Annotated in this window: 17 protein-coding genes; 9 read left to right on the top strand and 8 right to left on the bottom strand. The window is 67.1% G+C overall.

The window, feature by feature from the left end; translation table 11 throughout:
- Positions 1–38: 38 nt before the first annotated feature.
- Together EGK63_RS14915 and EGK63_RS14910 are read left to right on the top strand one after the other, a co-directional pair.
- On the top strand, positions 39–218 hold the full coding sequence (locus EGK63_RS14915) for a hypothetical protein (protein ID WP_125902122.1): 180 nt from the start codon (positions 39–41) through the stop codon (positions 216–218).
- 95 nt (positions 219–313) lie between these two features.
- The gene (locus EGK63_RS14910; RefSeq protein ID WP_165906628.1) at positions 314–583 is read left to right on the top strand and encodes a hypothetical protein; all 270 of its coding nucleotides are present in this window, start codon (positions 314–316) and stop codon (positions 581–583) included.
- A gap of 21 nt (positions 584–604) precedes the next feature.
- On the opposite strand, the gene cckA is transcribed toward EGK63_RS14910, so the two are convergent.
- From cckA to fliQ, 4 genes are read right to left on the bottom strand one after another with little or no spacing between them, the layout of a single operon-like run.
- The gene (cckA, locus tag EGK63_RS14905) at positions 605–2689 is read right to left on the bottom strand and encodes a cell cycle histidine kinase CckA (RefSeq protein WP_243637712.1); all 2085 of its coding nucleotides are present in this window, start codon (positions 2687–2689) and stop codon (positions 605–607) included.
- Positions 2690–2748: 59 nt separating this feature from the next.
- The gene (flhB, locus tag EGK63_RS14900; RefSeq protein ID WP_125902120.1) at positions 2749–3825 is read right to left on the bottom strand and encodes a flagellar biosynthesis protein FlhB; all 1077 of its coding nucleotides are present in this window, start codon (positions 3823–3825) and stop codon (positions 2749–2751) included.
- A complete protein-coding gene (gene fliR / locus EGK63_RS14895; protein WP_125902119.1) occupies positions 3818–4588 on the bottom strand; it encodes a flagellar biosynthetic protein FliR in 771 nt (256 codons plus the stop codon). Before fliR ends, flhB begins: the two co-directional genes overlap by 8 nt.
- Before the next feature lie 22 nt (positions 4589–4610).
- On the bottom strand, positions 4611–4874 hold the full coding sequence (gene fliQ, locus EGK63_RS14890) for a flagellar biosynthesis protein FliQ (protein ID WP_003163604.1): 264 nt from the start codon (positions 4872–4874) through the stop codon (positions 4611–4613).
- Positions 4875–5066: 192 nt separating this feature from the next.
- On the opposite strand from fliQ, the gene EGK63_RS14885 reads away from it, so the two are divergent.
- From EGK63_RS14885 to EGK63_RS14875, 3 genes are all read left to right on the top strand, one after another.
- On the top strand, positions 5067–6062 hold the full coding sequence (locus EGK63_RS14885) for an OmpA family protein (protein WP_125902118.1): 996 nt from the start codon (positions 5067–5069) through the stop codon (positions 6060–6062).
- 70 nt (positions 6063–6132) lie between these two features.
- Positions 6133–6723: a GTP cyclohydrolase I FolE gene (gene folE, locus EGK63_RS14880; RefSeq protein WP_125902117.1), complete on the top strand. Its 591-nt coding sequence runs from the start codon at positions 6133–6135 to the stop codon at positions 6721–6723.
- Between the two features lie 82 nt (positions 6724–6805).
- A complete protein-coding gene (locus tag EGK63_RS14875) occupies positions 6806–7951 on the top strand; it encodes an acyltransferase (protein ID WP_125902116.1) in 1146 nt (381 codons plus the stop codon).
- On the opposite strand, the gene EGK63_RS14870 is transcribed toward EGK63_RS14875, so the two are convergent.
- Positions 7948–8331, bottom strand: a complete 384-nt coding sequence (locus tag EGK63_RS14870) for a VOC family protein (RefSeq protein WP_125902115.1) — start codon at positions 8329–8331, stop codon at positions 7948–7950. The two genes, EGK63_RS14875 and EGK63_RS14870, sit on opposite strands and share 4 nt — an antisense overlap.
- 145 nt (positions 8332–8476) lie before the next feature.
- Here EGK63_RS14870 and EGK63_RS14865 point away from each other — a divergent pair, with 145 nt between their 5' ends.
- Positions 8477–9448 (top strand): hypothetical protein, encoded by a 972-nt coding sequence (locus tag EGK63_RS14865; RefSeq protein WP_125902114.1) that lies wholly within the window; start codon positions 8477–8479, stop codon positions 9446–9448.
- 20 nt (positions 9449–9468) lie between these two features.
- Here EGK63_RS14865 and fliE read toward each other — a convergent pair whose 3' ends face one another.
- From fliE to flgB, 3 genes are read right to left on the bottom strand one after another with little or no spacing between them, the layout of a single operon-like run.
- A complete protein-coding gene (gene fliE, locus EGK63_RS14860; protein ID WP_003165922.1) occupies positions 9469–9792 on the bottom strand; it encodes a flagellar hook-basal body complex protein FliE in 324 nt (107 codons plus the stop codon).
- Between the two features lie 13 nt (positions 9793–9805).
- On the bottom strand, positions 9806–10240 hold the full coding sequence (gene flgC / locus EGK63_RS14855) for a flagellar basal body rod protein FlgC (protein ID WP_003165923.1): 435 nt from the start codon (positions 10238–10240) through the stop codon (positions 9806–9808).
- A gap of 13 nt (positions 10241–10253) precedes the next feature.
- Positions 10254–10658, bottom strand: a complete 405-nt coding sequence (gene flgB / locus EGK63_RS14850; protein ID WP_046652102.1) for a flagellar basal body rod protein FlgB — start codon at positions 10656–10658, stop codon at positions 10254–10256.
- Positions 10659–10810: 152 nt separating this feature from the next.
- On the opposite strand from flgB, the gene EGK63_RS14845 reads away from it, so the two are divergent.
- The 3 genes from EGK63_RS14845 to EGK63_RS14835 all read left to right on the top strand — a co-directional run bounded on the left by EGK63_RS14845 (position 10811) and on the right by EGK63_RS14835 (position 12302).
- The gene (locus EGK63_RS14845) at positions 10811–11089 is read left to right on the top strand and encodes a flagellar biosynthetic protein FliO (RefSeq protein WP_125902152.1); all 279 of its coding nucleotides are present in this window, start codon (positions 10811–10813) and stop codon (positions 11087–11089) included.
- Entirely contained in the window at positions 11086–11901 is an 816-nt protein-coding gene (gene fliP / locus EGK63_RS14840; RefSeq protein WP_125902113.1) for a flagellar type III secretion system pore protein FliP, read from the top strand. Before EGK63_RS14845 ends, fliP begins: the two co-directional genes overlap by 4 nt.
- A 122-nt stretch (positions 11902–12023) precedes the next feature.
- On the top strand, positions 12024–12302 hold the full coding sequence (locus EGK63_RS14835) for an HU family DNA-binding protein (protein WP_003165927.1): 279 nt from the start codon (positions 12024–12026) through the stop codon (positions 12300–12302).
- The last annotated feature ends 27 nt before the right edge of the window (positions 12303–12329 follow it).

Below are 12329 nucleotides of genomic sequence, written 5' to 3'. Positions count from 1 at the left end.
TTTGATCAGATCGCGTTGAAAACGGCTGAAAGCACGTCATGCCCGAACACGCCCGCCCGCTGCTGATGACGGACGCTGAGGTTGAGGCTCTGCGCCTACAGCTTCTCGAAGTGATTCCGCGCCTAGAACGACGCCACTTGTTGGAATTGGCCGATACCCTGCACGACGCCGCGCGCGAACGCCGCTGGAGCGACGACCGGCTGGACCTGAGAATCTGAACCTCTCAAAGCACCAGCACGCCTCTGCAAGCCCAGCCGCTTGCGCTGCGCCCCAGGCCGAGCAAGATCGCGATCGGGATTGCAGGAGAGGATTCATGATGTTGCGATACTGCGCCGTCGCGGCGGCAGGGCTTACGCTTGCCGCCTGCTCTGCTAGCCCGGCGCAAGTGCTGAGGTCCGCTGACGCTGCGGCCGCCAATGCGCAATGCCGGACCACGCCGCAGCCGGGCGGCGGCTCGTCCACGAACTGCACCCTGTGGGAGCGGAGCGCGACGACGACCACCACCACGACCGTTGGGCCGAACGGTGAAAGCGTTACGACGGTAGAACGCACGCAGACCGGCGACGAGGCCCAGCGCTCCTAGGCGCGCCCCGCAGGCGCGCTTTCAGCCCGCGTGCAGTTCCTGCTTCACGCGCTCGGCCAGGGTCTTGATGTCCAGCGGCTTGGGCAGGAAGGACACCCCGACCTCGTCCTGCAACAGGTCCGAGAAGTCGCTCTCCGCATAGCCCGAAATGAACATCACCGGCGCATCGCCCAGGAAGGGACGCGCCTTGCGCAACAGCGACGGCCCGTCCAGCCCCGGCATGATGACGTCCGAGATCAGCATGTCGATCTGGCCCGCCCATTCTTCGGCCAGGATCAGAGCCTCCTCGCCGTCGGCGGCCTCGATCACCTCATAGCCGCGCTGGCGCAGCAGGCGGGCGGCGATGCCGCGCACGGCGGCCTCGTCTTCCACGAACAGGATGCGGCCCGCGCCCGACAGGTCGCGCGGCGCCTTGACGACCTTCTCGACCACGGGGGCCTCGACCAGTTCCTCGGCCGACGCGGCGGGCAAGAAGATGCGGAAGGCGGCCCCAAGAATACTGGAATCGGGGCCGTCCAGATTGGCGACGGTGATATGCCCCCCCGCCTGCTGGGCGATGCCATAGACAGTGGCCAGCCCCATGCCCGTTCCCTCGTTCACCGCCTTGGTGGTGAAGAAGGGCTCGAAGATCTTGTCCAGCAGGGCCGTGGGCACGCCGGGGCCGGTGTCCGAAACCTCGATCAGGGCGACCTCGTCCGTCGCCTCGCGCCAGCCCAGATCGCGCGCCTCGACGCCGGTCAGGCGGCGGGTCTTGATCGTCACCACGCCCGCGCCCGGCTCGACAACGCCGCGCATGGCGTCGCGTGCGTTGACGGCCAGGTTCATCACCGCCGTCTCCAGCTGACTCTTGTCGGCCAGCACCAGGGGCAGGTCGCGGCCATAGTCCGTTTCCAGCCGCACGTCCTCGCGCAGCAAGCGACGCAACAGAACAGAGAACTCGCCGACCAGCTCGCCCAGATCCAGCCGCTCACGCCGCACCGTCGACTTGCGCGAAAAGGCCAGCAGCTTGCGCACCAGGTCAGCGGCGCGGATGGCCGTCTGGCGGATTTCGTTCAACCCCTCATAGGAGGGATCGCCAACCGGGTGACGTTCCAGCAGGCCGGACAACTGAAGCTGGATCGCCGTCAACAGGTTGTTGAAGTCGTGAGCTACGCCGCCCGCCAACTGGCCGACAGCCTGCATCTTCTGGGCTTGAGAGAGTTGCAGCTCCATCGACTTCTGCGCCGCCACGTCAAACAACCAGATGCGGCGCTTGTCGCCCTCGAGCGCGACATAGAGATGCAGTTGCCGATCCGGGTGGGCGCGGGCGATCAGCTCGATCGGGCCAAACGATCCGGCCTCCAGCTTGGTTCTGGCCTCGGCCACGCCCGCCGGATCGAACAGATGGCCGAAGGCGGCGTCGCCAGAGACGGCCGGGCCGGTCAGCAGGGCGAGCGCCGCGTTGGGCTCCTCCACCCGGCCCGCGAACAGATCCTCGCCGCCAATGACGGCTGAGCCGAAAGGCGCCCCCGCAGCCATGGCGCGGGCCTCGCCGGTGGGAGCCGCGGGCTGGGGAGCCGCAGCCTGTGGCAGCGCCATCGGCAGGACAGCGTCCGGCGCCGCGCGCACCAGGAAACGGCCCTGTCCCGCCAGGCCGATCAGCACCTCCTTCTCGCGCGCGCCGATCTGGACGATGGCGCGGCCCTGATCGCCTTCGCGCGCCTGGGCGAAGGCCATGTAGAGGGCCTGGGCCGACTTGCCGCGCGGCAGGGTGGTGACCGTCCCGTTCTCCTCGGCCCAGGCGGCGTTGTAGGCCAGCACCTGGCCCGACGGCCATACCAGGGCGGCAGGCTCGGCCAGGGCGTCCAGCATCTCGACCGCCGTGTCGCCGGTGGCGCGCCGCACCTCGGCCCGGCCGAAGGCGAACAGCCAGATCAGCGCCGTGGCCCCCGCCGCGAAGATCAAGATCAGGCCCGGCGCGCTGAAGGCGTTGGTGCGAAACGCCGGGTAGGCGATAGCGGCGACCGCCAGGGCGAACCCCACAGCCATGACCACCAGCAAGGGATCGAACGTCGGTCGTCGTGTCGAGCGCGCCTTCAGCCGGTCTTGGGGGCGGGAAATGGTCATGGCGTCTCGCCCTCGCGAATCAGGGTTCGTCAGCATACGCCGTTCCTCCGCCGTAGCCCTCATCGCCGCTTCCTCTGCTGCATGACGAAGCCGATGACCTTGGCGGCCGCTTCAAAGTGTTCACGCGGAATGACGCCGTCCACCTCGACCGCCGCATAGAGGGCGCGGGCCAGGGGCACGTTCTCGACGATGGGCACATTATGCTCCTTGGCCACCTCGCGGATACGCAGGGCCAGGGCGTCGACGCCCTTGGCGACGCAGACCGGGGCGCCGTCGCCCTGATCCGGCTCATAGCGCAGGGCGACCGAATAGTGGGTCGGGTTGGTGATGATGACGGTGGCGTCCGGCACGGCCTGCATCATCCGCTGGCGGCCGCGCTGCATGCGGATTTGACGCAACTTGGCCTTCACATGCGGGTCGCCGTCGGACTGTTTGAAGTCTTCCTTCAGCTCTTCCTTCGTCATCCGCATCCGCTTGGCGAAGCGCATCCGCTGCCACAGATAGTCAGCCCCCGCCGTCAGCGACAGGAAGACCAGGGCCGACAGCATCAACGCCAACGCCAGGTCGCGTGCAAACGGCAGGATCATCGCCGGGCTCATGGCGGCCAGGTTCTCGAACTCGCGCGCGTGAGGCTTCAGCACCCACCAGCAGACGGCGCCGATGGCGACCAGCTTGATGAAGGTCTTGAGGAACTGCATCAGGCCGTCCGGGCCGAAGATGCGCTTGAAGCCCTCCAGCGGATTCACCTTGGACCACTTCGGCTTGACCTTGTCGGCGGTGAAGATGAGGCCTGACTGAGCCAGATTGCCGCCGACCCCGCCCAGGATGACCGCGAACATCAGGGCCGCCAGGAACGGCGCCGCCGCCCAGACGGCGTGCATGCCGATCTCGACGCCTCCGCCCGCCTCCAGCCCGCCGATCATGGCGTGCGGCTGGGCCAGGAAGGGGGTCAGGGCCTCAGCGATCCGGGTCGAAAACCAGCCGCCGCCCGCCAGCAGCACGCCGGCCGCCCCGGCCAGAGACAGCGCCGCCGCCACGTCCGGCGACTTGGCGACGTCGCCCTTTTTCCGCGCCTCTTCGAGTTTTCGCGGGGTGGCGTCTTCTGTTTTCGACTCGGGATCGGGGCCGTCAGCCAACGGCGCCTCCCGTGAAGAAGGCCGCCACCGAGCGGTAGCGGTCGATGAAGACGGTCCCCACCACGCCCAGGCTGAGCGCGAACACCGACAGACCCAGGATGACGCTCAAAGGCGCGGCGGCGAAATAGACCTGGAAGCTGGGCATGACCCGCGCCACCAGGCCCGAGGCCAGGTTGAAGATCAGGGCGAAGACCAGAACCGGCGCCGCCAGTTGCACCCCCAGCATGAAGCTCTGGCTCAGGGTCTTCACCGCCATCTGGGTGAAGTCCGACACGATCAGCGGCTTGGCCGGGGCGATGGCCTCATACGATCCGACCATGCCGCCGATGAACAGGTGATGGGTGTTGGTGGCGAACACCAGCGTCACCCCCAGCAGCATCAGAAAGGCCGACAGGGTCGTGCCCGGCTGGGCCTGCAGCGGGTTGGCGGTCTGGGAGAAGCCCAGCGTCGTCTGCAGGGAGACGATCTCGCCCGCCGTGGTCAGGGCGGTCATGAAGCTGCGCAGGATGGCGCCGATGGCCAGGCCGGTCAGCACCTCGCGCATCACCCAGCCGACCGTGGCCCCCAGCGTGGCGGGCAGGGCCGGCAGGCTGGCGCCCACGATGGGCCACAACGCCAGCGACAGCACCAGGGCCAGCGACAGACGGACCCTCGGCGGCACATAGGATTCGCCGAAGCCGGGCAGCATCATCAGGATCGCGCCGACGCGCGCGAAGATCAGCCCTCCGGCCCAGACCTGTTCCGCCGTGGCGTAAGGCTCCATGTCCCTGCCCTACAGCCCCGCCCTACATGCCCGCGATGCGCGCGGCGATCTCACGCATGAAGCCGCCCAGCAGGGCGCCCATCAGCGGCAGGAACAGCAGCAACGACACGAAAATGGCGATGATCTTGGGCGCATAGACCAGGGTCTGCTCCTGGATCTGGGTCAGGGCCTGGAACAGGCCGATGGCCACACCGACCACCAGGGCCACGATCAGGGCCGGCAGGCACAGCTGGATCGTCAGCCACAGGGCGTCGCGACCCACATCCAGAACTTCCGCGCCGCTCATCGCCGATCCCCGAGGCGCCCCGAACACACGCACGGGACAGTGGGCAGAAAATGCCGACAGGATGGTTAACGCGACGTTAGGACGATGAAATGAGACCGATGTTCCGGTCGATGCCGCTTCATGCGATTGACAACGGCGGCGACTAGACGAACGGTTTCACCCTCCCCCCGATCAACGCCTGAAGGATGCCTCATGAAACCGTTCCTGCGCCTCGCCTCCGTCCTGACGATCGCGACCTCGGCGTTGCTGGTCGCCGCGTGCGACAACAAGGCGCCGGAACATGCTGAAACGGCGACGGCTCCGGCCGAGGGCGCCCCGGCCGCCGCCACCGGTCCCTTCGACGTGAACAGCGTGGCCCTGTCGACCGCCAGCCTGGGCGACTTCCCCTATCTGCGCCTGCCCGAGGGCTACAAGCCGCAGAACAGCGAGGCGCACGACTTCGCCGACTTCCCCTTCTGGACCGGCGCCCGGTTCGAAATGATCGAAGGCCGCGTTCATCAGACCCAGATCACCAACGATACCGGCAAGAGCTTCTCTCGGCTGGAGCTGCTGCGGAACATGGAGCACGCTCTGAAAGAGGCGGGCGCCGTTCGCATCTTTGACGGCCAAATTCCCAGCGACGCCGCCCACGCCCTGCCCGAGGCGGTGCAGATGGCGTCGCTGAACGGCATCGGCGACATCTATAACGGCCCGTCGCAGACCTGGGTGATCCGCCAGGCCGACCGCACGGTCTGGGTCCACCTGTATGTCGGCAGCGCGCAAGGCTCGATGGCGGTGGTCGAGGCCAAGGCCCTGGCGCCCACCGCCGGCCTGTTGCCGGCCAGCGAACTGGCGCGCAAGATCGCCGCCGACGGCCGCGTCGCTGTGCCGGTGGAGTTCGCGCTGGACAAGGCCGACATCCTGGACGCCTCGCGCCCCCAGATCGACGCCATGGCCCAGATGCTGAAGGACGAAGCTGGCCTGCGCCTGTCCGTCGAGGGCCACACCGACAACACCGGCGCGCCCGCCCGCAATCGTCCGCTGTCCGAAGAACGCGCCCGCGCCGTGGTCGCCGCCCTGATGCAGCAAGGGATCGACGCCAAGCGGCTGGAGGCCAAGGGCTTCGGCGCCGACAAGCCGGCAGCCGACAACACCAGCGACGAGGGCCGCGCCCGCAATCGCCGCGTCGAACTGGTCCGCCTGCCCTGATCGGGGCAGAAGCGGTTTTAAACAGCGGCGCCGTTTCCAAAACCTTTGCAGGGGGGGTATGCAGCCTTTCATGAGCGACCAGACCCCCTCCTCCCCCGCCGTTTCCCAGGAAGAAGCCGAAGCCGCCGTCCGCATCCTGATCCGCTGGGCCGGCGACAATCCTGAGCGCGAAGGCCTGATCGAAACGCCCAAGCGCGTGGCCAAGTCCTATCGCGAACTGTTCCAGGGCTATGAGGTCGAACCGCGCGACTATCTGGAAAAGACCTTCGAAGAGGTCGGCGGCTACGACGAACTGGTCGTCCTGAAGGACATCCGCTTCGTCAGCTTCTGCGAGCATCACATGCTGCCGGTGGTGGGCAAGGCGCACGTCGCCTATCTGCCGACCGACCGGGTCGTGGGCATCTCCAAGCTGGCCCGCGTGGTGCGCGGCTTCGCCCGCCGCCTGCAGATCCAGGAGAAGATGACGTCCGAGATCGCCAACGCCATCCAGGACGTGCTGCGCCCCCACGGCGTCGGCGTGGTCATCGAGGCCGAACACAGCTGCATGACCATGCGCGGCGTGGACGTCCCCGGCGCCAGCCTGATCACCAGCTGCCTGCTGGGCGTCGTCCGCGAAGACCCCCGCACGCGCGAGGAATTCATGCGGCTGGCGCGAGGCTAAAAGCCCCTTTCCCTCCTTTTCTGACTGTGAAGGAGGGCACGGCCCCGTTCTTGCGTAACAGCATTCGAACAAGGGGGTCGTGATGCTGCAGGCTGTGTTTTCGTCCCGGAATGAACCGCCGCCGATCATGCGCGGCGGTTGGCTGGACGCGCTGCGCTTCATCGTGGCCGCCCTGATCATCCTGCATCACTTCCAGATGTCGGCGCCCGTCCCCCTGGCCGAGGGACTGCATCCCGTGTTCGAGCGCGGCGGCTTCCTGCTGACCAACTTCTTCCTGATCGACAGCGGATACGTGCTGATGCGGGTCTATGGCCGCGCGGTCGGCTCGGGCCGCATGTCCAAGACCGACTTCTTCCTGAAGCGGGCGTTGAGGGTTTATCCGGCGCACCTGATCGTGCTGGGCCTGCTGGTGGCGCTGGTGCTGGCGGCGACCGCCGCGGGCATGCCGCCCAGCCATCCCGAGTGGTTCGCCTGGGATCAGCTTCCCGCCCAGGCGGCCCTGGTACAGTCGTTCGGCGTGCACGGCGGCCTGGGCTGGAACGCCCCGACCTGGTCGATCTCGGCCCTGCTGGGCTGCTACGTCGCCTTCCCCTTCGTGCTGCGGGGCCTCAGCCGCATCGGGCCGTGGACGGCGCTGATCCTGGTCGTCGTCGGCTATCTGGCCGCCAATGAGCTGAGCTGGGCGATCCTGAAATATCCCGTCTATCAGATGCCGCTGAACCTGGGCATCTGGCGCGCCCTGCCCCTGTTCATCCTCGGCATGGGGCTGGCCTGGTTCGCGCAAGGGGTGTGGATCAACGCCCGCGTCGCCGGTTGGGCCGGGGTGCTGGCCGCCGTCGGCCTGGCCGTCGCCCAGTATTTCGACAAGAACGCCCTGCTGTCGCTGGTCTTCATCTCCATCATCATCCTGGCGGCGGGCGCCGTGCCGACCAAGCGGCCGTCGAAGCTGGTCGAGGCGGCGGCCATGGTCTCCTTCTCCATGTTCATCTCGAACGAAGTGGTGCGCATCGCCTGGTTCGGCCTGGCCGAAGCCTTCGCCAACAAGCTGTCGCTGGGCGAGGCCTGGCGCTGGGGCTTGTGGGTTCTAGGCGTGCTGGCGGCCTTCGTCTTCGCCTTCGGCCTGCACTATCTGATCGACCAGCCGATCCAGAACCGCATCCGCGCCTGGCTGCAGGCGCGCGGCAAGGGCGCCGCCGTCAGCCAGCCGGTCGTCTCGCTGGAGGGCTAGGCCCCGCCCGCCCCGCCGACCAGATGCAGGATGTTGCCGTCCGGATCCTTGAACCAGGCCAGACGCAGCGGCCCGGCGACATGGACGTCGTCGTCATGCGCCATGCCGTCATAGCGTTCAAAGACGACGCCCTTGGTCTTCAGGTCGGCGACGATGTCGTCCACCTCGACGCCCACGTCCCAGGTCACGGCGTTGGCCTGGTTCGTCCCGGCGAAGTCCGAGCGATAGACCGTCAGCCAGGTGTTCCCGGTGCGATAGCCCAGCACCCCGTCCATGCCGGTGTCCGCCAGATTCAGACCCAGCACGTCGGAATAGAAGGCCCTGGCGCGCTCCAGATCCTTCACCGCCACGATGGCCGAGGAGTTCTTGTCCTTGAGCATGATGGTTCTCCCTTGTCAGGAGACAACCAACCGCAGGCGAGGACGATCCCTGTCGCGTGACTCCGCCCCGAGATTACCGGCGTTTCATTTGACACAGCAGGCGTAGCGGTTCTCCTTTTCCGATCCATTGAGAACAGGAAAACCCATGCGCCGCCTGGCTTTGACGATCACCCTGGGCCTCAGCCTGCTGGCGACCGGCGCCGCCGCTCAATCGAGCTCCTTCCCGATCCGGTTGGAGGACAGCGACGTCGCCCGCTTCTGGACAGCCTATGACGCCGTTCGCGCGGAGACGTCGCCGGAAGCCCAGAAGGCCGTGTTCCAAAGACTCTACATCGACGCCGGAACGCCGGGTCTGGCCGCCTTCATGGAGGCCAAGGGCTATACGACGGACACCTATCTTCAGGCGATCCGCGCCTATCCGACCTATTGGGATTCGGTGCGGCCCCGCACGGCGCTGGCCGCCGGCGCCCTGACGCGGCTTGAGGGGCATCTGGAACGGTTCCGCGCCCTCTATCCCGAGTTGCGCCCGGCCGGGATCTATTTCGAGGTCGGCGCCTTGCGCTCCGCCGGGACGACGCAGGGCGATAAGGTTCTGCTGGGCGTCGAAATGGCCACCGGCGACGAAAGCGTCGACACCTCTGAAATGCCGGCCGGGCTTCAGCGCTTCTTCGCCTCCTACTTCGCCAGCAAGCCGCTGGAGAACCTGGACCTGCTGGCGGTGCACGAGGTGGTCCACACCCAGCAAGAAGGCGAGCGCCCCAACCTGCTGGCCCAGGCCGTCTATGAGGGCGTCGCCGACTTCGTCGCCGAACAGGTGACGGGCCGGATGCCCGACCTGGCCTATGTGACCTACGGCCCGGCGCATGACGCGGCGATCAAGGCCGCCTTCCGCCAGGATATGGCGGGCGAGGACTTCAGCGGCTGGCTCTACAACAGCGCCGACAACCCCTTCGGCGTACGCGATCTCGGCTATTACGTCGGCTATGCGATCACGCGCGGCTATCATGATCGCGCGTCGGACAAGGCGGCGGCGCTGAAGACCATGCTCGAACTGGACTATTCGGACCAGGCGGCCGTCCAGGCCTTCGTCGACGCCTCAGGCTATTTCGCCGACTAACCGCCGATCATCGTGAGCCCTCAGATCGGCATCCGCATGATTTCCTGATAGGCCGAAATCACCTGATCGCGGACGGCCATGACCGTCTCCAGCGAAGCCTCGGCCGAGGAAATCGCCGTGACGACGTCGATCAGATTGCCCTGCCCCTGCACCGACTGGGCCATCTGCGTCTCGGCGGCGCGGGTCTGCTGCGTCGTCTGGGTCATGACGTTCTGCAGCAGGTCGGCGAAGCCCCCGGCCGCGTTCGGGCCGGTCGAGGCCGCCGCATTGGCCGAGGTGGCGACATTGACGCCGCCCCCGCCCTGAACGGCGGCGTAGGCGCGGGCGGCCATGATGGGGTTCATGCCCTAGACCCTCTTACTTCTTGATGATGTCGAGGGTGCGGGAGTCCATGTTCCGCGCCGTCTCGATGACGTTCAGGTTGGCCTCATAGGCGCGCTGCGCCTCGCGCATGTCCATCGCCTCGACCAGGGTGTCGACGTTGGGCCGCTGGACATAGCCTTCCGCGTTGGCCGCCGGGTGCGAGGGGTCGTAGTCCATGCGGAAGTCGCTCTGGTCCGGCCGCACCTCGGCCAGGACCACGCCGGTGGCGCCGTCGACGTTGCGGGCCTGGAACACCGGGGTCTGGCGGCGATAGGGCTGGCCGCCCGCGACGTTGGCCGTGGATTCCGCGTTGGCGATGTTCTCGGCGATGATGCGCATCCGCGACTGCTGCGCCTTCAGCGCGCTGGAGGCGACGGCCATGGCGGTGTTGCGCGGGGTGACGGGACGGCCGTTGATCGGATCAGGCATGGCTCACTCTCCCTCAGGCTGCGGGCTTCTTGGCCGCCAGGCGGATCATCTGCATCGACTTCTGGTAGAAGCCGATGGCGGCGTCATAGGCCATGCGGCTCTCGGCCATCTTGAGCATCTGTTCCTCGACCACGACCGAGTTGCCGTCCAGCGTGGTCTCGGAATCCGGGGCGCGGGTCGCCTCGAACCGCGCCGCCTGGCCGGGCGGCGAGATGTGCCGGGCGTTGGTCGCCGTCATGCGCAGGCCGCCGCCCGTCCGCATCGCCTCGGCGAAATCGGTCGGCGTCTTCAGGTCGCGGGCGACATAGCCGGGGGTGTCGGAGTTGGCGACGTTCTGGGCGATCACCCGCTGGCGGTCGTCCAGCCAGCCCAGGCGGCCCTTGATCTGGTTCAGCAGCGGCAGGTCGGTGACGGACACGCGAATCCCTCGGACGGTGATCGGCAGAATTTGCCGCCTGCATGGTTAATATCCCGTATCCCTAAACGCGCCGTTAACCACGTCCGTTGAAACATGCTCCCGAAGCGCCGCGTCCGCGCGCCGCCGCCGTATGCGTCTGGGGCTGCATCCGCATGAACTTCCTCGATCTGTTCCGGGCGATCTTCGGCCTGGCCATCACCCTGGGCATCATCGGCCTGGCCGCCTGGGCGGCGCGGCGCTATGCGCCCGAAATCCTAGCCCGCTTCCAGGGACCGCAGGGCCAGGCGCGGCGCATGAAGGTGGTCGAGACCCTGGTGCTGGACCCCTCGCGTCGCCTGGTGCTGATCCGCGTCGACGACGAAGAACGGCTGATCCTGCTGGGCGAAGGCCGCGAACTGATCGAGCCCCGCCAGCCGGGAGGCGTGAAATGAAACGCCCCGCCCTGTTCGGCATGCCGACCCGCGACGAGCTGAAGCGCGCGGCCCTGCTGTCGCTGATCACCACCGCCCTGTGCCTGATCTGGCCGCTGGGCGCCCTGGCGCAGGAGGCGGTGCAGGGCGGATCGGCCATCAACATCGACCTCGGCAGCGGCGCCGGCCTGACGCAGCGCGTGGTGCAGTTGGTCGGGCTGATGACGGTGCTGTCGCTGGCGCCGTCCATCGTCATCATGACCACCAGCTTCGTGCGAATCGTCGTGGTGCTGTCCCTGCTGCGCACCGCGCTGGGGATGCAGCAGTCGCCGCCGAACGCCGTCCTGGTGTCCCTGGCCCTGTTTCTGAGCGCCATCGTCATGGGTCCGACGTGGCAGGACGCCTATGATTCGGGCATCCGCCCCCTGATGGATCAGCAGATGGAGCTGCCTCAGGCCTTCGATGCGGCGTCCGAACCGGTAAAAACCTTCATGCTGGCCCAGGTGAAGCCGGACGACCTGGCGTTGTTCACTCGCCTGTCGCGGGTGGAGGCTCCGGCGGACGTGCAGGATCTGCCCCTGCGGGTGGTCACGCCGGCCTTCATGATCAGTGAGTTGAAGACCGCCTTCACCATCGGATTTCTTCTTTTTGTTCCGTTCCTTGTGATCGATCTAGTGGTCGCCAGCGTGCTCATGTCCATGGGTATGATGATGCTGCCGCCGGTGGTGGTCAGCCTGCCCTTCAAGCTGATCTTCTTCGTGCTGGTGGACGGGTGGCGACTGGTCGCCGGAAGCCTGGTCGAGAGCTTCCAGAGAGCCTCCGGAACCGGATAAATCCCCAGCCTGCAAGGCCTGCGCGCCGATGCGGGCTTGCCAAGTTCCCCAAAACCGTCGTTGATCCCCCGGTCCTCGTCCGGCGCTTCTTTCCGGGCGACCACCATTGGGAAAATACCCTCATGACCACTCAAGCTGAACTGATCGCCGCCGTCGCTAAGGACGCGGGCGTTTCGCAAGCTGACGCCGGCAAGGTGCTGACCGCCATTGTCGAAAACATCCACAAGTCGCTGAAGTCGGGCGGCGACGTCCGCATCTCGAACCTGGGCGTGTTCGACACCGCCGAGCGCGCCGAGCGCGAAGGCCGCAACCCGGCCACCGGCGCCACGATCAAGATCCCGGCCTCGAAGGCCGTGCGCTTCCGCGTGTCGAAGCCGCTGAAGGACGCCGTCAACGGCTAAGCCTTTCAGGCGCGTTCGATCCTCCTT

Origin of the sequence: Brevundimonas sp. 357, from assembly GCF_003938605.1 — a bacterium.
GTDB lineage: Bacteria > Pseudomonadota > Alphaproteobacteria > Caulobacterales > Caulobacteraceae > Brevundimonas.
Note: the sequence above shows the minus strand (reverse complement) of the source record. Positions and strands in the feature narration are given on the sequence as shown.

Coding starts and splice junctions, on each gene's coding strand:
- EGK63_RS14915 (WP_125902122.1), top strand. CDS start 39: ATGCCCGAACACGCCCGCCCGCTGCTGATGACGGACGCTGAGGTTGAG.
- EGK63_RS14845 (WP_125902152.1), top strand. CDS start 10,811: ATGAACTTCCTCGATCTGTTCCGGGCGATCTTCGGCCTGGCCATCACC.
- fliR (WP_125902119.1), bottom strand. CDS start 4,588: ATGGAGCCTTACGCCACGGCGGAACAGGTCTGGGCCGGAGGGCTGATC.
- EGK63_RS14870 (WP_125902115.1), bottom strand. CDS start 8,331: ATGCTCAAGGACAAGAACTCCTCGGCCATCGTGGCGGTGAAGGATCTG.
- fliP (WP_125902113.1), top strand. CDS start 11,086: ATGAAACGCCCCGCCCTGTTCGGCATGCCGACCCGCGACGAGCTGAAG.
- EGK63_RS14865 (WP_125902114.1), top strand. CDS start 8,477: ATGCGCCGCCTGGCTTTGACGATCACCCTGGGCCTCAGCCTGCTGGCG.
- EGK63_RS14885 (WP_125902118.1), top strand. CDS start 5,067: ATGAAACCGTTCCTGCGCCTCGCCTCCGTCCTGACGATCGCGACCTCG.
- EGK63_RS14875 (WP_125902116.1), top strand. CDS start 6,806: ATGCTGCAGGCTGTGTTTTCGTCCCGGAATGAACCGCCGCCGATCATG.
- EGK63_RS14835 (WP_003165927.1), top strand. CDS start 12,024: ATGACCACTCAAGCTGAACTGATCGCCGCCGTCGCTAAGGACGCGGGC.
- folE (WP_125902117.1), top strand. CDS start 6,133: ATGAGCGACCAGACCCCCTCCTCCCCCGCCGTTTCCCAGGAAGAAGCC.
- EGK63_RS14910 (WP_165906628.1), top strand. CDS start 314: ATGATGTTGCGATACTGCGCCGTCGCGGCGGCAGGGCTTACGCTTGCC.
- fliQ (WP_003163604.1), bottom strand. CDS start 4,874: ATGAGCGGCGCGGAAGTTCTGGATGTGGGTCGCGACGCCCTGTGGCTG.
- cckA (WP_243637712.1), bottom strand. CDS start 2,689: ATGACCATTTCCCGCCCCCAAGACCGGCTGAAGGCGCGCTCGACACGA.
- fliE (WP_003165922.1), bottom strand. CDS start 9,792: ATGAACCCCATCATGGCCGCCCGCGCCTACGCCGCCGTTCAGGGCGGG.
- flgC (WP_003165923.1), bottom strand. CDS start 10,240: ATGCCTGATCCGATCAACGGCCGTCCCGTCACCCCGCGCAACACCGCC.